At 63.1% G+C, this 22,084-nt stretch carries 18 protein-coding genes; 6 read left to right on the top strand and 12 right to left on the bottom strand.

What is annotated here, in order from left to right:
• Window positions 1-112: 112 nt before the first annotated feature.
• The 3 genes from QMA15_RS25265 to QMA15_RS25255 all read right to left on the bottom strand — a co-directional run bounded on the left by QMA15_RS25265 (window position 113) and on the right by QMA15_RS25255 (window position 3,738).
• Window positions 113-2,464, bottom strand: a complete 2,352-nt coding sequence (locus QMA15_RS25265) for a hypothetical protein (protein WP_279164303.1) — start codon at window positions 2,462-2,464, stop codon at window positions 113-115.
• A complete protein-coding gene (locus QMA15_RS25260; RefSeq protein WP_021334291.1) occupies window positions 2,461-2,769 on the bottom strand; it encodes a type VII secretion target in 309 nt (102 codons plus the stop codon). The genes QMA15_RS25265 and QMA15_RS25260 overlap by 4 nt, the downstream gene beginning before the upstream one ends.
• 120 nt (window positions 2,770-2,889) lie before the next feature.
• Complete coding sequence (locus QMA15_RS25255; protein ID WP_279164304.1) at window positions 2,890-3,738, bottom strand: LysR substrate-binding domain-containing protein; 849 nt, start codon at window positions 3,736-3,738, stop codon at window positions 2,890-2,892.
• 56 nt (window positions 3,739-3,794) lie between these two features.
• Between QMA15_RS25255 and QMA15_RS25250 the strand changes: the two genes are divergently transcribed.
• Window positions 3,795-4,202: a DUF5997 family protein gene (locus QMA15_RS25250; RefSeq protein ID WP_019748228.1), complete on the top strand. Its 408-nt coding sequence runs from the start codon at window positions 3,795-3,797 to the stop codon at window positions 4,200-4,202.
• Window positions 4,203-4,255: 53 nt separating this feature from the next.
• Here QMA15_RS25250 and QMA15_RS25245 read toward each other — a convergent pair whose 3' ends face one another.
• From QMA15_RS25245 to QMA15_RS25235, 3 genes are all read right to left on the bottom strand, one after another.
• Window positions 4,256-6,760 (bottom strand): DEAD/DEAH box helicase, encoded by a 2,505-nt coding sequence (locus QMA15_RS25245; RefSeq protein ID WP_290287067.1) that lies wholly within the window; start codon window positions 6,758-6,760, stop codon window positions 4,256-4,258.
• A 26-nt stretch (window positions 6,761-6,786) separates the two neighbouring features.
• Window positions 6,787-7,824: an alpha/beta hydrolase gene (locus QMA15_RS25240; RefSeq protein WP_019748230.1), complete on the bottom strand. Its 1,038-nt coding sequence runs from the start codon at window positions 7,822-7,824 to the stop codon at window positions 6,787-6,789.
• 181 nt (window positions 7,825-8,005) lie between these two features.
• Window positions 8,006-8,965 carry a PAC2 family protein gene (locus QMA15_RS25235; protein WP_003942198.1) on the bottom strand — a complete coding sequence of 320 codons (960 nt, stop codon included), beginning with the start codon at window positions 8,963-8,965 and terminating at the stop codon, window positions 8,006-8,008.
• A 361-nt stretch (window positions 8,966-9,326) separates the two neighbouring features.
• Here QMA15_RS25235 and QMA15_RS25230 point away from each other — a divergent pair, with 361 nt between their 5' ends.
• Window positions 9,327-10,082, top strand: a complete 756-nt coding sequence (locus tag QMA15_RS25230) for a sensor domain-containing protein (RefSeq protein WP_195791944.1) — start codon at window positions 9,327-9,329, stop codon at window positions 10,080-10,082.
• A 155-nt stretch (window positions 10,083-10,237) separates the two neighbouring features.
• Complete coding sequence (locus QMA15_RS25225; protein ID WP_279164305.1) at window positions 10,238-11,368, top strand: DUF4192 domain-containing protein; 1,131 nt, start codon at window positions 10,238-10,240, stop codon at window positions 11,366-11,368.
• Here the strand turns inward: QMA15_RS25225 and galE are convergent.
• A complete protein-coding gene (galE, locus tag QMA15_RS25220; RefSeq protein WP_029255256.1) occupies window positions 11,365-12,354 on the bottom strand; it encodes a UDP-glucose 4-epimerase GalE in 990 nt (329 codons plus the stop codon). The two genes, QMA15_RS25225 and galE, sit on opposite strands and share 4 nt — an antisense overlap.
• Window positions 12,355-12,362: 8 nt before the next feature.
• A complete protein-coding gene (locus QMA15_RS25215) occupies window positions 12,363-13,049 on the bottom strand; it encodes a metal-dependent transcriptional regulator (protein ID WP_003942150.1) in 687 nt (228 codons plus the stop codon).
• 176 nt (window positions 13,050-13,225) lie between these two features.
• Between QMA15_RS25215 and QMA15_RS25210 the strand changes: the two genes are divergently transcribed.
• Both QMA15_RS25210 and QMA15_RS25205 read left to right on the top strand, forming a co-directional pair.
• Window positions 13,226-14,497 carry an acetoin utilization protein AcuC gene (locus QMA15_RS25210; RefSeq protein WP_279164306.1) on the top strand — a complete coding sequence of 424 codons (1,272 nt, stop codon included), beginning with the start codon at window positions 13,226-13,228 and terminating at the stop codon, window positions 14,495-14,497.
• Window positions 14,490-17,195, top strand: a complete 2,706-nt coding sequence (locus QMA15_RS25205) for a bifunctional GNAT family N-acetyltransferase/acetate--CoA ligase family protein (protein ID WP_020969494.1) — start codon at window positions 14,490-14,492, stop codon at window positions 17,193-17,195. The genes QMA15_RS25210 and QMA15_RS25205 overlap by 8 nt, the downstream gene beginning before the upstream one ends.
• Window positions 17,196-17,355: 160 nt before the next feature.
• Here the strand turns inward: QMA15_RS25205 and QMA15_RS25200 are convergent, their stop codons facing one another.
• The 3 genes from QMA15_RS25200 to QMA15_RS25190 form a co-directional block, all read right to left on the bottom strand.
• A complete protein-coding gene (locus tag QMA15_RS25200) occupies window positions 17,356-18,327 on the bottom strand; it encodes a sigma-70 family RNA polymerase sigma factor (protein ID WP_003942639.1) in 972 nt (323 codons plus the stop codon).
• A gap of 159 nt (window positions 18,328-18,486) precedes the next feature.
• Complete coding sequence (locus QMA15_RS25195; RefSeq protein ID WP_279164307.1) at window positions 18,487-19,986, bottom strand: methyltransferase; 1,500 nt, start codon at window positions 19,984-19,986, stop codon at window positions 18,487-18,489.
• Window positions 19,987-20,012: 26 nt separating this feature from the next.
• A complete protein-coding gene (locus tag QMA15_RS25190) occupies window positions 20,013-20,372 on the bottom strand; it encodes a DUF3099 domain-containing protein (protein ID WP_019748237.1) in 360 nt (119 codons plus the stop codon).
• 83 nt (window positions 20,373-20,455) lie between these two features.
• Between QMA15_RS25190 and QMA15_RS25185 the strand changes: the two genes are divergently transcribed.
• Window positions 20,456-20,692 (top strand): DUF3039 domain-containing protein, encoded by a 237-nt coding sequence (locus tag QMA15_RS25185; RefSeq protein ID WP_003942602.1) that lies wholly within the window; start codon window positions 20,456-20,458, stop codon window positions 20,690-20,692.
• Here the strand turns inward: QMA15_RS25185 and QMA15_RS25180 are convergent.
• Window positions 20,665-21,912 carry a YihY/virulence factor BrkB family protein gene (locus QMA15_RS25180; protein WP_279164308.1) on the bottom strand — a complete coding sequence of 416 codons (1,248 nt, stop codon included), beginning with the start codon at window positions 21,910-21,912 and terminating at the stop codon, window positions 20,665-20,667. The two genes, QMA15_RS25185 and QMA15_RS25180, sit on opposite strands and share 28 nt — an antisense overlap.
• Window positions 21,913-22,084 lie beyond the last annotated feature (172 nt).

The raw sequence follows: 22,084 nt of genomic DNA, 5'->3' as shown, positions 1-22,084 counted from the left end.
GACGTTTTCGGTTGAGTTGGGTGCCGCGCAACCCGCGATACATGATCCCATGCTGAATGCCAGTGCAAGAGCGGTTGCGGCGCGGTGGTTTCGCCTTGTAAACGCAGGAAATCTATCCGACATCGTCGAGTCCGTCTCTCATGTTGGTCATGAACGTATCGCGATTGAATCCCCGAAACGTCAAATAGTCCTGCAGCGTGCTGTCGAATTTGCCGTTTAGACCCAGGGTCTCCAGATCGACTGGTCTGAGGGATTCGCTCGGATCGCCATTGACTCGAAAACCGTTCAGTTGCTCGAAGTGTTCTCTTCCGTAGGCGTTGTCGAGTGCCTGAACCAATCGGTAATCGAGACGGGTCGTCGAAGCCGAACGCTGGTCTGTGAAGTTGAGTTGTGCCGGAGGAACTTCGACCGGGGAGCCCAGGACGTGATCTTTGAGTTCGACTCCCAGCATGCTGACTGCAACGCTGGTCGGTGGTCCGAAGCCTGGGATCATGGCGGCACCGCCGGAAATCAGCCAAGAGAGTTCGTCGTATGTTTTCCCACGTCTGCTGATGATGTCCTGTTGCGCCGCCGCAGCGTCACCGGTTCGGTTGAGGGCTTCTTCCTCGAGAGCACCGTCCATCAGTGCCTGGACGCGTCCCGCATATATTGCATATTGCGAAGAACCCGCGGCGATGTCTCCGCTCATGCTGGTTTCGACGAAGGTCCCTTGGAGTTGGCCCGCGGCTCCGAGCATGTTCGCATTGAAACTTGCGGCTGCGTGGGGGTCGCTGTCGATGATCGCGATCACCGATTTTGCATTGGCGAATCTGTCGTCGTAGGCATCGAGATTTTCGAAACCGAGGGTACCGGTTTGATCGGGTTCCAATCCGACGAGATTCCCGATGTACGGGGTCACCGCGGAACCGATGGATTGCGTCAACGCGGGATTCACTTCTCCGACGGATCTGTTGTCCAGGCCGGCGATGTCGAGGTAGGCACCTTTGTTGTCGGCGAGATTGTGGGCGAGTGCAAGGGCAGAGGCGCCGGCCCGTTCGGCAACAGCTGGGTTGGAGTTGGTGGCGTCGGGTCCGATCCAATCGGTGAGGCCGCTGACGGCTCGTCCGTCATCGTTCCATTCGCGGGTGAACAGATTCACCACGTCGTCCTGATGAGCAGGGGTGGTGAGGAAGTCGGCGTTCGAAGGTATGTCCCGAGTGGCAATGTCGAGGGCTTTGGTGAGGCTGGAGTCGAGCTCATCGTTGCTGACGGGCTGGCCGTCGTCGTCGAAGACCAATCGCATCGGGGCGCTCGATGAAGTTTGCGATTGGAGAGGGGCGAGATCTGCGCTGCGATCGAGCAGTGCAGAACTCAAAGCGCTGCCGGATTGTGTCGCCGGGTCTGCATTTCGAAGTATGTCCGTGAGTGCATTCGAATCGTCGAAATGGTTGACGTTCACGGTGGTGGAGTACCCACCGGGTTGGAGTTGCGAGCTGTACGCGGGGTCGCTGAAGATTCTGCGGACGTCTGGCGGAAGGTTGTCGAGGCTGCCCGCGTTGCCGTTGCCGTCGGTGACGTTGGGATTGGAGACGGTGAACATGCCCGAGGCGAGGGCGCTGGGGATTCGCGCGTCGGCGGGGACATTCGCATCGGGGAAGTTGACCGTGCGGAATCCTTCGGCTCCTGCACCGATATTCTTCAGCTCGTCGAGGTTGGTATCGGCGTAGAACTCACGTAGGTAGGCGAGTTGTTCCGGGTCGACGGCCACGGGCCCGCCGGCAGCAAGTTGCGCTTGTTGTTCCGGAGTGAAAGTCGTCGCGGCGATCAACCGTTGCTTGGCCGCCTCGCTCTCGGATGTTGCGCCCGGGGACTGCGCGAGAATGTCGGAGTCGTGGGCTCCCTGACCATCGAACCGAACGTGATGTGAAGGGGTGGTCGACGCTGCATCGGGGATCCCGAAATCGGACTTGCGGTCGATGAGCGAGGTGCCTGCGGCGGTGATCTCCGTGAGGATTCTGGCGGCGCTCGCGTCAGTCTCGTCGACGTCCGTGAGTGCCGTGCCGATGCGCCACGAGTGATATTCGAGGCGGGCTTCTACCCCGCGCGGATCTGTGCTCGCCAGAGTTGCGGGCGTCGCGGTGACGGAACCGTCGTCAGAGACGGTGAAACCGTCGGCGCTCGCGTCGTCGACGCGGCTGACCAGTGTTTCGCGGGTGTACCGGAGGTTTGCCGATTGCGCTGCGACACAGCGCCCGGCGTCTCCGACTATCGCGACGGCGTCTCGCCCGAAGGCATGCTGCTGGGTTGCCGAATCCCATGCTGCGGTCGCCGCGCTGCCGCTCCAATCGCTGGTTGCGGTGTCCATGATGCGGTGCGCGATGTCGACGTTGCTGTCGAATACGTCATGTCCGCGGCCCAGGGAGCCGGCATAGTTGTCGAGGGCGTCCAGATTCCAGGATCGGATCTGCGAGATCGACAGTGTCATCGCACGTCTCCCGAATCCTCGATCCGTGCGCCGTTGGCGATGTCGACCCGGGCGAACACTCGTGCGGAGTTTTCCAGTTTCGTGCGGGTAGCAGTGATCCCCGCACCGATCGCGCGGCCGAGTTCGTCGACGGTGACGACGTTGTCGGCTATGGCTGCAGCGAACGCCGACCCGGCGGCTCCGGCCGATGCGGCGGTAGCGGCCTCCGAAGCCGAGAATCCACCGAGTTCCTCGGCAGATGCCGTCAGCCCCTCCGCAGCACTTGCCAATTCGGCTGGATCAGCTGAAAAAGTATCCACACCCATGAACGAATCCCCCCGAATTCATCTGCGAGATCACAGTGAATCGAGGATAGAGCATGCCAGATGACCCGACCTCGAGGGCTGCGTCATCGTCCTCGCGGTCGAGGGGGTTGTGTGAAAGCCCTAGCGGCCCTTCTGCTTTCCGGAGAACCGGCCACCCGAACTCTTGGTCCCACCGGACTTGCCGCTGCCCGATTTGCCGCCGGCCTTGGCCTTACCGGAACCGGCGTTGCGTCCGGATATGTTCTTTGCGGTGCCGGCGCCCTTAGCTTTCTGCCCGTTCTTGGCAGCTTCTGCGCGACGCTCGCGGGCCGCGATCTTGGCCTTGACGGAGCCCTTGATCTTCTCCGCCGGCTCACCGTTTCGGCCGCGGGAACTCTGCGCCGTTCGGCCCCGCACGATGCCGATAAGTTCCTCGACCAGATATGTGGTCTTGGACTCCATCCATGCCAAAGCCACAGGAGCCTCGGGCGCACCGTCCACCGGACGGAAGGTCAGGTCCTTGCGATGGTGGAACCGCGCCAGCGAATGGGGAACCACGACAACTCCGACGCCGGCGGCCACCAACTCGATGGCGTCGGCGATGGTCGCGGGTCGCTCGGCGGCGGTCTTTCCGGGACGGGTCGGCCAGTCGAGTCTGTCGTCGAGAGGATCGAGCACTATCTCGTCGGCCAGATCGTCGACGGAAATCTGATCGACAGTAGTGAACACGTGATCTTTCGGTACCACCACCACCGGGGTTTCCGCATACAGCGAGATGGCGCTGATGCCGGTCCGGTCGATCGGCAGGCGAACCAACCCTGCATCTGCTTCACCTGCGCGAAGTGCAGCTTCGAGTTCGAGAACCGGGAACTGAACAAGTTCCAGACGCACCTCGGGGAGCCGCTCGTGCCACACCCGGACCCACTTGGTGGGCGTCACCCCCGGGGCGTACGCGAGTCGAAAAATTGCCTGACTATCCGCGTCTGTCACCAGGCAAGGCTACCGCCTTGGTAAAAGCACCCGTATCGGCTGGTTACTCTTGTTGCATGACGTCGAACAAAACTCCCCAGACGATGAAGCCGACGACGGCTGCCAAGAAGCTGGGTGTGTACCTGGAAGCAACACCTGCGCAGTTCCAGGAAGGCGACGTGACTCGTGACGAGCTGACCGCTCTGCAGACCGATCCGCCGGAGTGGCTGCTGGAGCTGCGACGCACCGGACCGCACCCTCGCCCGGTCATCGCCGCCAAGCTGGGCGTATCGATCGCCGGCCTGGCCCGCGGCGGCGTCGAAGAAGCACTCACCACGGATCAGATCGCCGCACTCCTCGAAGAGAAGCCTGATTGGCTCGAAAAGGAACGCGCTGTTCAGGCCGACGTGCGGGCCGAAAACGTTCGCATCAAGGAAAAGCGCGCTGCGCGTCGTAACCAGCCGCGGAAGGCTCGAAGGGGCTGACGCCCCCTGTGCGCCTTTCCGGTAGCGATGACTACCAGAAAGGCGCACAGGCGCTAGCCTTCTACGACGCTCAGTTCGTCGAACACGATTTCACCCGCGGCATCCGATTCCGGGATGTCGACGACGGCAAGCAGCGCCCATCCGTGATCGCCCTCCGGATCCTCGAGCACCTGCCGCACCCGCCAGAACTCTCCGTCCTCAGTGACCTGGAAGAGCGCCGGACCGCGCGCCGACGGCCCGGTTCCGATGGTTGCGTACTCCTCGAAGTACGGCAGTAGTTGCTCTTCCCACTCGGCGGCCTCGATACCGTCCTCGAGGTTTTCCAGCTCGTTCCACTGTCGACGCGACGCGAGATCGATGCGTCGGAACATCGCATTGCGCACCATGACGCGGAATGCGCGCGGGTTCGCCGAGATGGGACGGGGAATGTCGGCGCCGAACGCAACCTCTTCCGTGTCTGCCTCGGCTCCGGGGTCGGTGAGTGACTCCCACTCGTCGAGCAGGCTCGAGTCGACCTGACGGATCAGCTCGCCCAACCACTCGATGATGTCTTCGAGTTCCTCGGTGCGCGCTTCGGTCGGGACGGTTTGCCTCAGCGCGCGGTAGGCGTCGGCGAGGTAGCGCAGGACGAGGCCCTCGGACCGGGTGAGTCCGTAATGGCTGATCAATTCGGCAAACGTCATGGCGCGTTCGATCATGTCGCGCACCACGGACTTGGGGGAGAGGGTGAACTCGGTGATCCACGGGTGGCCACCCCGGTACATTTCGAAAGCCGGGAACAGCAAGTCCGACAACGGTTTCGGCCAGGTGACCTCTTCGAGAAGCTCCATGCGCTCCTCGTACTCGATGCCGTCCGCCTTCATCTGCGCCACCGCTTCGCCGCGCGCGAAGTGCTGCTGCGCCATCAGAACCTGACGCGGATCGTCGAGCGTCGACTCGATGATCGAGACGACATCGAGTGCGTAACTGTCGGATTCGACGTCGAGAAGTTCGAATGCCGCCAAGGCGAACGGTGAGAGTGGCTGGTTCAAGGCGAAGTCGCGTTGCAGGTCCATCGTCAACCGAGCCATGCGGCCGTACTCGTCGGGTTCGTCGAGGCGTTCCACGATGCCGGCGCTGAGCAATCCGCGATACAGCGAGATCGCTTTGAGGATGTGCTTGCGTTGCGCCGGACGCGATTCGTGGTTGTCCTCCAACAGATGCCGCATCGCGTCGAAGCAGTTGCCCGGGCGGGCAATGACATTGAGCAGCATCGAGTTGCTGACCGAGAATCGCGATACCAACGGTTCGGGCGATGCCGCGACCAAGCGGTCGAACGTCGCTTCGCTCCAGGACACAAACCCCTCGGGAGCCTTCTTGCGTTGAATCTTCTTGATCTTCTTCGGATCGTCGCCGGCCTTGGCGACTGCCCGCAGATTCTCCACTTCGTGTTCCGGTGCCTGGACGACAACGGTGCCCATCGTGTCGTAGCCTGCACGACCCGCGCGGCCGGCGATCTGATGGAACTCGCGGGCCTTCAGATGCCGTGTGCGGACGCCGTCGTACTTGGCGAGACCGGTCAGCAGCACTGTGCGGATCGGGACGTTGATTCCGACGCCCAGCGTGTCGGTACCGCAGATCACCTTGAGAAGCCCGTCCTGCGCGAGAACTTCGATGAGCCGTCGGTACTTGGGCAACATGCCAGCATGGTGAACGCCGATGCCGTGCCGGACCAGGCGCGAGAGTGTCTTTCCGAACCCCGTGGTGAAGCGGAAACCGCCCAGCGCTTCGGCGATCGCTTCCTTCTCGGCCTTGGAACAGAAGTTGACGCTCGTCAGTGCCTGGGCGCGCTCGAGCGCGGCCGCCTGCGTGAAATGCACGATGTAGACAGGGGACTGGTTGGTGGTCACCAGATCTTCGATGGTTTCGCCGACCGGCGTGGTCGCGTACGAGAACATCAAAGGCACAGGGCGTTCCGTGCCGGAGACGACGGTGGTCGGCTTCCCGGTGCGACGCGTCAGATCCTCGGAGAAGAAGTCGACCTCACCGAGAGTTGCCGACATCAAGAGGAACTGCGCGTGCGGCAACTCTATGAGCGGAACCTGCCACGCCCAACCTCGATCGGGTTCGGAGTAGAAATGGAACTCGTCCATCACGACTTGGCCGATATCGGAGTTCGGGCCCTCTCGCAGTGCGAGATTCGCGACGATCTCTGCCGTCGCACAAATGATCGGCGCCGACGAGTTCACGGCGGCGTCGCCGGTCATCATGCCGACGTTCTCGGCACCGAAGACCTCACACAGCGCAAAGAACTTCTCACTCACCAAGGCCTTGATCGGCGCTGTGTAATAGGTGCGCTTGCCGAGCGACATCGCATAGAAATGCGCGCCGATCGCTACCATCGATTTACCGGACCCGGTCGGCGTCGCAAGGATCACGTTTGCACCCGAGACCAACTCCATGACGGCCTCTTCCTGGGCAGGATAGAGCGTCAAACCTCGTTCGAGGGTCCACGAAGAGAAGGCGTCGAAAACGGAATCAGGATCCGCGTTGTCGGGGAGAAGTTCCGTCAGCAGCACTCGTACAGGCTAGCCGCAACCGCGGATCAGGTTGCGCTTCGCTCGTCCGAGCCCATGGCGTCGAGCACTGCCATGCGGGTGGACGACGTTCCGGTGATGGTGTTCTCGCCGACGCCGGAGATCAGCATGTGACGCCAGCGGGCCTCGTCGAAGACGAGTGGTGCGGTGCTGGAAAGAAAATCTTCGACGATCTGCAGGAAACGCATCGGATCGTCGCGGAACGGGAAGTGGCCCGAGCCGCGGAAGATTTCGAGACGTGAGTTCGGCATCGCCGCGTGCGCGAGGTGAGCGTGGGAGACGGGAATGACGGAGTCGTCGTCGCCCCAGATCAGTTGAACCGGCAGATTCTCGGTCAGATAACAGCGGTCGAGCATCGTGACGACCTGTCCGCGCCAGTCCACGACGGCCCGCAGCGTACGAAGGTAAGCCTCGTAGGCAGTGGGGTCGGGGAGATCAGCGAGCACTCGAATCAGGTCCGGCGTGTCGTGCAACATGGTGCCGGGGCGCAGATTCGAACCGTGGACGACACCGGCAAGGTTTCCGGCCATCCGGACGAGCGGCATCGCGCCAGGTATCCGGAGCAGTTTGACGACCTCGTTGACCACCGGAACGGACATGAGCCGCAGCAGCGGGTGGACGTCCTTGGTGACGCCACCGGCCGAGACCAGCACGAGGCGATCGACCATGTGCGGGAACTGATACGAGAACTGCATCGCGACGCCGCCGCCGAGCGAATGCCCGATGACGGTGACGTGCTCGATACCGAGCGTCGACAGAAGATCACGCATGCCGTTGGCGTACGCGGCTACCGAGTAATCTGCGCGCGGCTTGTCGGAGCGGCCGTGACCCAACAGGTCAGGTGCGATGACGGTGTACTTCTTGGCGAGGTGGGGAATGATCTCGGTCCACGTCGACGAGTTGTCGCCGATTCCGTGCAGGAGCAGTACTGCCGGACCCTCGCCGGCTATCCGAAATGCGCGTCGGTAGCCGTGAATCGTCCGGAACATCATCCGCGGTTCCTCGTCGGGGACCGGTCGGAGCTGACGGTTCCGTGGTCTGCTCATGTCGCCTCCTGGCTCGGCGTGTGACCACGTTGACTGTCTGCTCCAGTTGTTGAGCCGTCAACGAAAATCACACAGAGTTTGAGGCTATCCGACGGATGTGTCCTGAACAACAGCCCAGGTAACGGAGGGGTTGCGGAATGCGCACAATGTCGAATTATGCGCCCCGCCCGTCACATTTTCGTCAGTTGTCGCCTCGATCGAGGTCTCCAGCTGAGCCGAAGTCGTCATTTCCTGCCTGTTCGGCCAGGAACTTTTCGAACTCTGCGCCGATCTCGTCACCGCTGGGAAGGTCGGCCTCGCCGGCCAGAAGGGACGACTGTTGTTCCTGAGCGGCGACAAAAGTGTCGTATTGACGCTCCAAAGCGTGGACTACAGTCTGAACTTCTTCGTTCCCGGCTATGTGCTCGTTAACCTGTTCCCGAACGCGCGCCGCGGCCTCACCCAGTGCAACCAAGGGCAATTCCAGATCCGAAACCTCGGAAACGTTTTCGAGCAAAGTCTCTGCGGCGCCCGGGTAGTCCGTTTGCGCGAGGTAGTGGGGGACATGCACCGAAAAGCCCATCGCCTCGTGCCCGTGCTGAGACATACGAAGCTCGAGGAGTGACGATGCGCTGCCGGGAACCTGCAGTTCACCTGACCAACGCTGATGGTCCTGGATCAGGTCCTTGTTGGTCGAATGTGCTGTCACACCCAGCGGTCGGGTGTGCGGGATTGCCATCGGAATCGCGTTGAGCCCGATGGTTCGACGCACTCCCAGCTGTTCGGACAACAGACGAACGGCTGTGGTGAACCGCTCCCACTTGAGGTCCGGTTCCATCCCTGCGAGCAGCAGGAACGGCGTGCCGGCCGTATCGCGCAGTGCGTACAGATTGAGCGCCGGAGCGTCGTAATCGGAGAAATGATCGGCCTTGAACGTCATCGTTGGTCGACGTGAGCGGTAGTCGATCAGCTCGTCGACAGCAAACGACGCGACAAGCTCGGTTTCCAGGCTTTCCCGCAGATGCGTCGTCGCCAACTTCACGGCGTGACCGGCGTCGGAGTAACCCTCGAGTCCGTGAATCAGGATCGGTCCCTGGCCGTCGGCAGCCGCCAACTGGGGCGCCGGAAATTCCAGCTCGTACATCCTCGACTGTTCGTCCATCGCAGTCCCCTTCGCTCTTCGGTCTTGATCTCAAGTGTCCACTATCGGCGCACGCTCGACAGCATCGGAGTCAGGTGCCCGACAGCACTGGATCAGACGTTCATCGGTAAGAACACCGAGTCGGTGACCGATCATTCCCGATCCGACGAGACGGACGTTCGCCGAGAGCGAAGCCGAGCGGTATCTTTCGACACTTGGCCTGGGCGTTCGCTAGATGGCGGGTGCGCGGCTTCGGACATGGCAGAGTGGAAGACAAGGTCGGCACGGCCGATTTGTCCGAAATGCATTGGTCGATTGTCGGGATCGGTCGAGGTCGAGTGCGGAGGCTTACATGCGGGTGTGTCCACGATCGTCCAGGCGAGTGGCCGCATGCTCCCTTGCTGCGGTGGCCGCCGTTGCACTACTCGCGGGCTGCTCCGGGTCGGTCCAAGGTGCACCCGTTCCGGACTCCGCGCCGGCGACTGCCGGTGCGACCGACAGCGGCTCGGCGGCGCCGAGTACGACGACTGCACCCAAATCCTCGACGCCGAAATCCACCTCTCCGAAAACGGCGGCACCGTTGTCCGAACTGCTGCTGACTCCCGAGGAATTTCCCGAGCCCTTCGGCGCTGTTGTGCTGCCCCCGCAGGCCGTTCCGATGGCAGCGCCGGATCTAGTCGGCGTCCCACGCGGTGCCACCGTCGATCCATCCGAATGTGAGCCACCGGACCAGGATTACGGTCCGAACGGGACCGTGATGGCGGTCGGGACCGACAATGCGACGAGGGCAACGATTTCGGTCGAACTCACGAAGGTCGATGCACCACTGGACGAGTTGGAAGCGCAAACGCGCCAGTGCCCGTCCATGACGGTCACTGCGAACGGCGTCACCACTACAGTGACGACGGAAATTCTTCCGCCGTCGCCGATCGATGCCGACAAGACGATGTCACTTCGCCGCACCGTCGTGTCCCCCAAAGCCGCAGCCGGCGATCAGACGATGCTGACATTGATCGCGCAGGTCGGCGACGTACGGGTAGCAACAACACTGATGACGTTCGGTTCTGCGACGCCCTCCACGGCACCTCTGGATCAAGCGTTCACCGCAGCCGTACAGAAGGTCAAAGCAGGCAAGTGATTTCGCAGCACACGGGTCCGACACAGAGCGGACCTTTTCGGTGCGGCGCGATAGTTCGTCCCCAACTGACTCGATAATCCACAGACGAATTCGGCGTCGCTGTTTTCCCTGGTCGAGCGGATGGCGGCATCGGGGCGATCGACGAGGGTCTGTGCATGACCACATCACCTCTTCCAGGAGAATTCGAATTCTCCGACGACGACCTGGCCCTCTTCGGACGCGTTGAACGTGTTTCCGATCCAGGCGAACTGATCGCGGCAATACCCGCCCTCCTAGGATTCCATCCGTCCAACTCCGTCGTTGCGCTGTCTCTGTTGGGCGCCTCCGCCTCGACGCTCGGCCCGGTAATGCGACACGACTACTTTCCCAGCGTCAAGGGAAAGCCTGCGAAGCAGATGAGCGCGGCGCTGCGCCAGTTCGCCGCCGTGTGTGACGGGGAAGGAGCGCGTGCAGTCGTTCTCGTGGTGATCACCGATTGCTCGACAGCTGAAACTCTCATCGACGAAACGATCGAGCTGGCCGAGGTATTCGAAGACATGCTCGGCGGAACCTGCGTCGATCTGGCTGACGTATTGTGCACGGCCGCAATAGAATCTGGCCAGCCGTGGACGAGCGTCACGCGTTCGATTCACCGCGGCACCCTGCCAGACCCGGCATCTTCGTCGGTCGCGGCGGCGCAAGTGTTGGGCGGGAGGGTCATTCGCCGTTCGCGCGAGGAACTGGTCCGGTGGGTACACGGTGCCGCTCGCAATCACGACGCTATTGCCCGACTGATCGCGAGCCGCCGAGAATCGGGTGAGTGCAGCGGAGGATCAGGCCGTGATGCAGCAGTTCAGCGCCGGGTCGATCTGGTGTTGGAACATGTCCGCCGTGTGGAGGCGGGCACTTACTACCCTGACCCGCAGGAATGCGCCGATCTGGTGGTCGCTTTGACGGACGTTCACGTGCGCGACGTGGTGTTGGGTCTGGCGATCACGTCGGTTGCCGCACATGCCGAGCAATTGTGGCTCGTACTTACCCATGAAGTACCGTCTCCCGAACGAGCTTGGCCGGCAACACTTCTCGGGTTCTTTGCATACGTGCGCGGCGACGGGCCCCTGGCAGGTGTTGCGCTGTCGGCCGCACTGTCGGCCGATTCGGAACACACCTTGGCCGGATTGCTGGATTTATCGCTGCAATCCGGTGTGCACCCCGATGGGATCCGTGAGCTTGCGGCCGTCGGATTGTCCATCGGGGAATCGCTCGGAATTGCCGGTTTGCCGCCGGCACTGCCGAGTGGAAGCTAGCGAGCAGCGTGTGAGCGGTCGCCCAGATCCTGGAGGAACTGCCACGCATCGGCGACGATGACGTCGAGATCGGTACGCGTGGGCGTCCAACCCAACTCGGCAATCGCCTTGTCGCTCGATGCGATCAGTACGGCCGGATCACCCAGCCGTCGTGACGCGTCTTCGACGTTGATCGGCAGGCCGGTGACCCGCGCACAGGCAGCGATCACCTCGCGCACGCTGAAGCCGGCACCACTTCCGAGGTTGTAGATGCGGTGCTCGCCGGGAACCGAGGATTCGAGCGCCAGCAGATGCGCTTCGGCGAGGTCAAGCACGTGTATGTAGTCGCGTACCGCGGTGCCGTCCGGCGTGGGCCAGTCGGTTCCGAATACCGAGATTTTGTCTCGCTGCTCGAGTGCGACCTGAAGGACGAGCGGAATCAGGTGGGTTTCGATCACCCGGTTCTCGCCGGCGGACTTGTACGCACCCGCGACGTTGAAGTAGCGCAAGCTGGTAGCGCCGAGGCCGTGGGCGATCGAGTACGAGGTGATCGCATGATCGATCGCGAGCTTGGTCGCGCCGTACGGATTCGTAGGGCGGGTCGGAGCGGTTTCCACGATGGGGGACTGCTCCGGCTCGCCGTACGTCGCGGCGGTGGAAGAGAACACGAGCCGGGGAGTGCCGGAGACACGAATCGCCTCGAGCAGTTCGATGGTCGTGACGACGTTTCCGCGCCAGTACTTTTCGGGGTGCAGCACGGATTCGCCGACCAGCGACTGCGCAGCGAAGTGAAGTACGCCGTCGAAAACCGGTGAACCCGCACTGCCGAGGATGTCGGCGGCCAGCGCCCCCACATCCCCTTCGATGAACTCGGCACCGGCAGGCACCGCGTCGGCATTTCCGGTGGAGAGGTCGTCGATGACGACAACTTCGTGTCCACGCTCGAGCAACACAGTGCTGCACACACTGCCGACGTAACCGGCGCCGCCGGTGACCAGGAGTTTCATCTAGTTCCTCAGACCTGCTTGACCTGAACGGCGTGAGCCATTTCCTCGGACAGGTCGAACCCGCTGTGACCCGGCACGATGATGGTCACCGAGCCCGGACGGGTTTCGACCGTCACCCTGGCGTCGGGAACGACGCCGGCGTCACGCAGCTGCGCGATCACCTCGGGATCGGACTGCACGTGCTCGGCGAGTCGCCGAACGACCACAGCTGTCTGTGCGCCGTGCGGAATATCGGTCAGGCGCACCAACGTTTCGGTGGTGGCAACCGGGCCGTCGAGTCCCAACTGGTCCAAGCCCGGAATCGGGTTGCCGTATGGCGACGTCGTGGGGTTGTTCAGAACGACGACGAGCCGACGCTCGACCTCCTCGCTCATCACGTGCTCCCAACGGCATGCCTCGGCATGTACGTCTTCCCATTTGAGACCGATGACGTCCACCAGTAGGCGCTCTGCCAACCGGTGCTTACGCATGACAGAGATCGCGAGATCGCGACCCTTGTCGGTGAGTTCCAGATGTCGATCGCCGGCGACCATCAGCAAGCCGTCGCGCTCCATACGCGCAACTGTCTGGCTGACGGTGGGTCCGCTCTGTTCGAGCCGTTCGGCGATCCGCGCCCGGAGTGGGACTACGCCCTCTTCTTCCAAGTCGTAGATCGTCCGGAGATACATCTCCGTGGTGTCGACTAGATCCTTCACACTCAACCCCTTCGTCAGTTGATCATTCTACCGTTCAGTTCGTGGTTCCGGTGCCGCCTCCACTGCGGCGAGTCCAGCGCGTGTCCGAATTGGATTCGTGTCACTCGATCTCGGTCTCCGAAGCGGGCCACGAGTGTGGTGTGCGGCACGAAACGAGAAGGAAGTAGCGTGATCCCATGACCGCGTCGATCAGATCTGACGGGGACCCCGCGGCGTCTCGAGCGAATCGAGTCGTGGTGTGGAGTCCGGAGTACCTGAGCTATCGGTGGAGCGCCGATCACCCGATGAATCCCACTCGCCTCGATCTCACGATGGCACTCACGCGAAGCCTCGGACTTCTCGAGGGCATCGAATTTCTCGAACCGAGCGCCGCGTCCGATGCCGACCTCCTCAGAATCCACACACCGGCATATCTTGCAGCGGTCAAAGACGCGGGTAACTCTGCGAACAACGGTGTGAGCGGCCAGGATGTTCCCCACGGGCTCGGTACCGAGGACAACCCGGTCTTCCCGCACATGCACGAAGCAAGTGCGATCCTCGCCGGCGGCTCGCTGGCCGCAGCGCAGGAAATCGCTTCGGGACGTACGCGTCGCGCGGTCAGCATCGGCGGCGGCATGCACCATGCGATGGCGGATTGGGCTTCGGGATTCTGCGTCTACAACGATGCGGCTGTGGCGATTTCGTGGCTGCTCGACAACGGCTACGACCGCATCGCCTACATCGACGTCGACGCTCACCACGGCGACGGAGTGCAACATGCGTTCCTCGGGGACCCGCGGGTGCTCACGGTCTCGCTGCATCAGCACCCGGCAACCTTGTGGCCGAACACCGGATGGTCGAGCGAGGTCGGCGACGGGGCCGCCGAAGGTACGGCGGTGAACATCCCGGTGCTTCCCGGGACCGTCGACGCGTTGTGGCTGCGCGCATTTCACGCCGTCGTCCCGGGGGCCATTGCTGCCTTCCGCCCGCAGATCATCATCAGCCAGTGTGGAGTCGACTCGCACCGCGAGGACCCGCTCGCGGACCTCGCTCTGACCGTCGACGGCCAGCGAGCAGCGTTCCTGGCAATGCGCGATCTTGCCGACCGCTACTCCGAGGGCCGGTGGCTGGCAGTCGGCGGCGGCGGATACGGACTGGTTCGCGTCGTGCCGAGGGCATGGACTCACCTGATCGCTGCCGCGCTCGATCGCGAGGTCGACGTCGACACAGCTGTGCCTGACGAGTGGAAGGAATCGACGAAGCTGCGAGCGCCGAGCGTCGACCTCCCGCCGACCATGGGCGACGGCGGAGATGTCGCATACACCCCGTGGGACGGCCCGGGTGGTACACCGGAGACAGGTGTCGCCTCGGTAGATCGTGCACTCACCCGAATCGACTCGGCGATCATCGCCACACGCCGCGCTTCGTTCCCGCTACTCGGACTCGACCCGGAGGATCCCCGTGACTGAACAGTCCGATACCGATGCCGGCGGCGCGAGCGACCAGGCGCCGAAGACCGACCCGGCTCACACCTATCCCCATTCGTGGGTAGTCGACGTTCTCGCCTCCGACGGCGGCGCGGTGGCGTTGCGACCCATCGTTCCCGAGGACGCGGACAAGCTCGTCGAATTCCACGGCAAACTCTCCGAGCGGACCCGGTACCTGCGCTACTTCGGTCCGTACCCCACGATGTCGGCGCGCGACGTGAAGAATTTCACGACGGTCGACCACCACAACCGCGTCGCCTTCGTGATGATGCTCGGCGACGAGATCATCGCGGTGGGTCGCTACGAGCGACTCCTCGACGTCGGTGACGGAAAGTCTGCCGAGGTCGCCTTCGTCGTCGCCGACGCACACCAGGGGCGCGGCCTCGGCCCGATCCTGCTCGAATACCTGGCAGCAGCAGCGGCCGAGAACGGCCTGACGATGTTCGTCGCCGAGGTCCTGTCCGAGAACCGCAACATGGTGACGGTGTTCCGTGAGGCGGGGTATCAGGTGAGCCGCTCCTTCGACGGTGGCGTGCTGCGCCTCGAATTCGCGATCGACCCGACGGAAGCGCTTGTTTCAGTACGTAATTCGCGTGAGCGGGCAGCTGAGGCCCGCAGCATGGGAAACGTGCTGAGTCCACGATCGGTGGCAGTGATCGGCGCATCAGCGGACCCCGCCAAGGTGGGTAACGCGGTGTTGACCAACCTGCTGCGCGGCGGATTCACCGGACCGGTCTACCCCGTCAACGCGGAGCATCGTTCGGTTCACGGGGTGCGGGCGTACCCAACTGTTCGCGACATCCCCGACGACGTCGATCTCGCCGTCGTGGCTGTACCTGCGGAATCGATCAATTCGGTACTCGACGACTGCCTCGACAAGGGCGTCAAAGCGCTGGTGGTGGTCTCGTCGGGCTTCAGCGAGAGCGGCCCGGACGGACGCTCGTCCGAACGCAAACTGGTCCATGCAGCACGCGCTCACGGAATGCGCCTCATCGGTCCGAATGCACTGGGGGTGGCGAACAACGACCCCGCGATCTCGTTGAATGCGACTCTGGCGCCGGTCTTGCCGGTGGCAGGCAACGTGGGCTTCTTCTGTCAGTCCGGCGCGCTCGGTATCGCCATTCTCGACGAAGCCGCGCGCAGCCGAATCGGGTTGTCCGCCTTCGTTTCTGCCGGCAACCGTGCGGACGTCTCGGGCAACGACCTTCTGCAGTACTGGGATTCCGACCAGTCCACCGAAGTGGTCCTTCTCTACCTGGAGAGCTTCGGCAACCCACGAAAGTTCTCCCGGATCGCCCGTCGAGTTGCGCGGAAGAAGCCGATCGTCGCGGTCAAGAGCGGTCGGCACGCGGTTCCGCCGGTTCTCGCCGCCACCGGAGTGGAGATCGACGATTCCATCGTCCGTGCTCTCTTCGAACAGGCGGGCGTCATCCAGGTCGGCTCCATTTCACAATTGTTCGACTGCGCCTTGCTCTTCGGATACCAGCCGTTGCCGGCGGGTCCGCGGCTTGCTGTCATCGGCAACTCGACCGCGCTCGGTGTCCTTGCCGCGGACGCCGCCCGCAGTGAAGGTTTGCAGGTCAGCGACCCGGTCGACCTTGGCGCCCAGGCGAGTCCGGAACTGTTCGCCGCTGCCGTGCGCGACGCGTTGGCGTCGTTCGACGTCGATGCCGTCATCGCCGTCTTCGTTCCTCCGGTTGCCATTCCGGTCGAGCCGTTCGCGAAAGCACTCAAAGACGCCGTCGCCGGCTCGGACAAGCCGATTCTCACGACGTTCCTCGCAGCCGAGGGTGTGCCGGACGTCCTGGCGGTCCGCGACGAAGTCGGAAACCCGACCCGCGGTTCGGTGCCGTCCTACCCGGGGCCGGAGCGCGCCGCACTGGCGTTGGCGAGGGCCTGGCGTTACGCGGAGTGGCGCAGCAAGCCTGCGTCGAAGGTTGTTCGCCCCGCGGGAATCGACTCCGAACGAGCCCAGAAGATGGTGGCCGCCTGGCTTGAAAACTCGCCTGGCCGTTGGCTTTCGGACGTCGAAGCAGCAGCTCTTCTCGAGTGCTACGGGGTTGCAGTCGTCGAATTCCGTTCGGTCCTGAGCGAAGACGAAGCTGTAGAGGCAGCGGATGCTGTCGGCTACCCGGTCGCGGTCAAGGCAACCGGCGAAATGTGGCGCCACCGACCGGATCTGGGCGGCGTCAGGCTGGATCTGAGTGGACCTGAATCGGTGCGCCTCGCTTACCGAGATCTTGCGGCCGCGTCGGGTGAACCGCTGCTGCACGTGCAGAAAATGGCAACCAAGGGCATCGGGTGTGTGGTTGGTGTCCAAGACGACCCGTCGTTCGGTTCGCTGATCTCATTCGGTCTCGCCGGTGTGATCTCCGATCTCCTCGGGGACCGTGCCTATCGCGTACTGCCGCTCACGGAAGACGCTGCTACGGAGTTGATCGACGCGCCCAAGGCAGCGCCGCTGCTCTCCGGATATCGAAATGCCGTTCCGGTCAACAAGGGTGCCTTGGTCGATCTGGTCCAGCGGATCTCGGCGCTGGCCGACGACATTCCGGAAGTCCGCGAACTGGCCTGTGAGCCGGTACTTGCTTCGGCTACCGGCGCGGAGATCACCGATTCGCGAGTACGCATCGGGCCAGAGCCGAGCGCAATCGACCTGGGGCCCAGGCGTCTGCGGTAGATACAGCGTCTGCGGTAGACGCTGCGGTTGCGGTAGACACAGCGAACAACACCGGCCACCGCACATTCCCGAGGGGGAGGGAATAAGCGGTGGCCGGTGCTTTGTGCGGTGCGTCAGCGCGAGTGGTGTGGCGCGCTGACGCACGTGCTGTGTTGTTTGATCAGCTCGCGTAGGAACGCAGTTTCTCGGCGCGATCGCCGACGCGGAGCTTGCCCATGACCTCACGCTCGATCTGACGAACCCGCTCACGCGAGAGGCCGAAGAGCTTGCCGATCTGATCGAGTGTGCGAGGCTGGCCGTCGTCGAGACCGTAGCGAAGTCGGATGACCTGCTGCTCGCGCTCGTCGAGCGTCCCGAGCACGCTGCGCACATCGCTGTGCAGCAGACCGGCGATGACGGCGTTCTCCGCCGAAGTTGCCTCGGAATCTTCGATGAAGTCGCCCAAGGGAGCTTCTTCGTCGTTGCCGACTGGCATGTCCAGGCTTACCGGGTCGCGGCTGTGGTCGAGCAGGTCCGCGATCTTGTGGGCGGGAATGCCCGACTCTTCGGCCAACTCGTCGTCCGTCGCTTCGCGCCCGAGCTGCTGGTGCAGTTCACGCTTGATGCGGGCGAGCTTGTTGACCTGCTCCACGAGGTGGACTGGGAGCCGGATGGTGCGGCTCTGATCAGCCATTCCGCGGGTGATCGCCTGACGGATCCACCAGGTGGCGTACGTCGAGAACTTGAAGCCCTTGGCGTAGTCGAACTTCTCCATGGCACGGATGAGTCCGAGGTTGCCTTCTTGAATGAGATCGAGGAGCGGCATTCCGCGGCCGGTGTAGCGCTTGGCCAGCGACACGACGAGTCGCAGGTTCGCTTCCAGGAGGTGGCTACGCGCCGACTGTCCCTCGCGAACGATCGTTGCGAGATCCCTCTTCTTGGCGACTGTCAGGCGCTTTCCCGTGGCAAGGACGTGGCTGGCGTACAGCCCCGCTTCGATTCGCTTCGCCAGTTCGACCTCGTCTGCTGCTGTCAGCAGTGCAGTACGACCGATCCCGTTCAGGTAGACGCGGACCAGGTCTGCGGCCGGGCTCTGGGCGTCCAGATCTGCGGCGCTCGGACGAATGCGAGTAGTGGTGCTGGGGCTTGTCATGACTTGCCTCCCTATCGGCGGTCTCTCACACAGTTCAACGTGTGAGAGTTCCGGGAAAGTTCCCGCGCCGATTTCCGCTAAAACGCCGTGACCTGCAGTTATTTCCCAGTCGTCCTGAGAAGTTGCTGAGAACACAAAAATCTGCAACTCACCGGGAACTCAGTTCGTGACGGGAAGCACCAACCCGTGCCGGACAAGCGAGACCAGCAATGTGACGACGGCCTCACGTAGCTGGTCCGGGTCTTCGCCGTTCGCCGCGGCGAGAAGTTCGACCAGTTCGTCGACCACCAGTCCGTCCGCTCGGAGCCCGGCCAGCAGCGCAGCACCGAGCTCGTCGATCTCGTGCTGCCAGTGCGGTCCGTTGCCGCGGTGCACACGCGTGACCACTTGCTGCCATCCCTCGTCGCCGGGGAGGTAGACGCGTTCGAGAGCCGTGTCCGGATCGAGGACGAATCGTTCCTCGAGGACGTCGTGTTCACGCAACCAGGCAAGACGGTCGAAGTAAGCGAGCGCCTCGGCCCCGAGCGGGTCCGAGAAGCCGTGCACGAGGTCCTCGGCCATCAGGTCGGTGGGGGAGTCGGTGCGGCGAAGGAACACGAAACCGAAGCCGACGCCCTCGACATCGGCTTCTTCGAGGTGATCCAGCCAGGCGTTTGCTCTCGATGCCGATTCCGGATCTCGCGGATCCTGCCCGCCGTCCTTGAGCCACGTGCCGACGTACAGAGCTGGGTCCGCCACGTCGCGCTGCACCACCCAGGCGTCGACGCCGTGCGCCGGCAGCCACGACGCGATCCGCGAACGCCAGTCCTGTCCTTCGATGTGCACCCACGAGGCCAACAGTGCTGCCGTGCCGCCGGGGTTCAGATAGTCGATCGAGCGCGAGATCATCAATTCGCTCGCACCGTCGAGATCGAGGCCGGAATCGCGGTACGTGTGATGGACGCGCGCCTCGCCGACGACAAACGGGGGATTGGCGACCACCTGGTCGAAGGTTCGACCCTCGACGGGTTCGAACCAGGACCCTTGAAGCAGTTCGACGTCCAGTCCGTTGAGCGCCATGGTTGCGGCCGTGAGGTCGACGGCGCGTTGATTGATGTCGGTTGCGGTGACCGAATCCGCGTATGTGTTCGCGTGCAGGGCTTGGATGCCGCATCCCGTACCGAGGTCGAGCACGCTGCCGACCTTCGCGGTGGGCGTGGCCTGCAGCAAGGACAGTGACGCATGCCCGACTCCCAGCACGTGATCGGCCGTGGCCTTCTTGGGACGGATTCCGCCGTCGAGATCCGAGATCACCCAACGGTCGCCGTCGCCGACGTCGATGGGGCGAAGATCGACCGCGGCCCGCACGAGCGGATTCTCACTGTCGAAGTTCTCACCTTCGAGCAGGCCGGCGTCGACGCACTGCGCAATTGTCAGCGGAGTCAACGCCGCGGCGACGTCGCCTGCCGGGCAATCATCGGCGAGAAGGAACAGTCTGATGAGAACGCCCAGGTCCCCGAGTTCTCGGGTGGCGCGGCGCACGGGTACCGGCTCACTTCGGCCGAGAGCGGCGTGAACTTCGGGACCCAATGCCTCGAGCATGGTTCCCGTGTCGAATCGATTGCGAAGCAGGGCCTCACGCAGCGCAGGGGTGATGGACAGGAGCGTTTCGCTTCTCACCCCGTCATTCTCGCAGGCGGAACTTGTCAGCCTTCGATGGTGTGGTGCGTCGCGGATTCGATCTCGCCTGCGGTCTTCTTTCGTCCGTCGTATCGGCTCGGTTCGTCCTTGGTGCGCGGTGGTCGGTCGTTGGCGATCAGGACGGCGATCCAGGGAAGCGGAATGGATGCACCGATGATGAGCATCGAGATCCAGGCGTTGGCCCAGATGCCGTACGCGATCGCCGCGAGGATCAACGCCGGGAACCGGAAGGACATGATGATCATGTACTTGCGCACTCGGGCTTTGTGCTGTTCTTCGACGGACTTCTGCGCTTCGGTGATCAGTACGGGATTATCGGGAGTCCCGGCCTCGTCGGACCTGCCGAACGCGCCATTTCGTGCCATGACTCCACTGTTCCACTCTCGGCCGACAATTGCACACGACCCGTGGGTCGCACCGCTGTGACGGAGACGGCATTATTGGAGGGGTGAGCACTCAAACCAAGGAACGTCCCGACGTCTCCACCGACGAAACGACCGACGACGACACCCCGAAGTTCTTCCACTACGTGAAGAAGAACAAGATCGCCGAGAGCGCCGTCATGGGAACCCATGTCGTCGCGCTGTGCGGCGAGGTGTTTCCCGTGACGAAGTCCGCCAAGCCGGGATCACCGGTGTGCCCGGACTGCAAGAAGATTTACGAAGGGCTGCGCAAGGGCGACTGACCTCGGGTCACGCGCGCGGGAGTACTTCCGGAGCTCGGCGGATCGACAGTCTCGACGCAGTCGGCCGCCGGGCTCTTCGCGTCTGCCTGCGGTTCATCGCAGGGATCTTGGTCGACGCACGAGTTCTGGCGCGACTCCGTTTGTCTGCTGCGGGGCCGCCCGTACGAGGGGACCGTGGCCGGATCCGCTTTGTCGCCCGAGATGCGGATCGGGCTGGTGGCCAGGTGCCAGGTCAGGTTGGTGACCGGACCGGTCTCGTCGTCGGTGTTCTGAGCCGCAAGCCACTCTCGCATCTGCTCCATCCGAGTGGCACGAGCCGGCCAGAACTCCTGAACCGTCGCGTTGAACTCGGCGCCGAGGACGACGGCGAAACCGAGGAAGAACGTGAAGAGCAGAAATGCGATCGGCGTTGCCAGTGCGCCGTACGTGTAGCCGGTGCTGGTGACAAATCCCAGATACCAGCGCAATCCGGTACTGGCGGCCATGAAGAACACACCGGCGACCAGCGCGCCCGCGAGCAGCCGATGCCACGGCAGCGACTTCGGTAGAGCGACTTTGTAGAGCGTCGTGAGGCCGATGATCACCAGCAGACCGACAGCGGGGTAGTAGAACGTGTCGACCAGATTCGAGCCGACCACGTACCAGGAGGCCGGCAGTGCTCGCCCGACGAGCGTCGGCCCTAGAGCTACCAGCGGCAGAATGAACACAGCCATCACCAGGAACATCACGTAGAGCAGCAGGGCGAAGATGCGCTGCCAGATGGGATTGCGTGCATCCTGCTGACCGTGTGCTTCCACGATCGAGTCGACGAACGTACTGATCGCCGACGATCCCGCCCACAGGGAGAGCAGGAAGCCCACCGAGATGATCTCCGGTCGTCCGCGCTGAAGGACGTCCGTCACCGTCGGGCGGATGATCTGGTCGACGACGCTTTCGCTGAAGATCGTTCCGCTGAACGTGACGATCTTGGATTCGATTATCTCGACGGTGTTGGGTCCGAACCACCCACCGATGTAGCCGATCATTCCGAGAAGGCCCAGCAGCAGGGGAGCCAGTGACAGCGTTTGCCAGAACGCGGCCGTAGCCGCCTTTCCGAAGATGGAATCGTCCCAGGCCTTGCTCAGTGTGCGACCGATCAACTGCCCGGTGCGGCGTAGCGGATGCCATCTGCGGTGGTGCAGATCACTTCCGCTCGACTTCTCGCCTCGCGCTTCACTCATGATGTCTCCAGCATCCCTGACGACACACCCGGTTGCCCAACCATGGCGCCGACGTGTCGCACATTTCTGAGACAATTCGCGTGCAGGTCGGCAGGATGCGAGAACAGCGAAACCTCGCCGGCCGGAGTGAGAACGGCCATGAGTACGCGCTTCGAGTGCGGCTGTCGTCGGT

It is taken from the genome of Rhodococcus sp. APC 3903 (assembly GCF_030407755.1).
Lineage (GTDB): Bacteria > Actinomycetota > Actinomycetes > Mycobacteriales > Mycobacteriaceae > Rhodococcus_F > Rhodococcus_F erythropolis.
The sequence above is the reverse complement of the archived record's forward strand: the minus strand, read 5'-3'. Positions and strand labels throughout refer to the sequence as shown.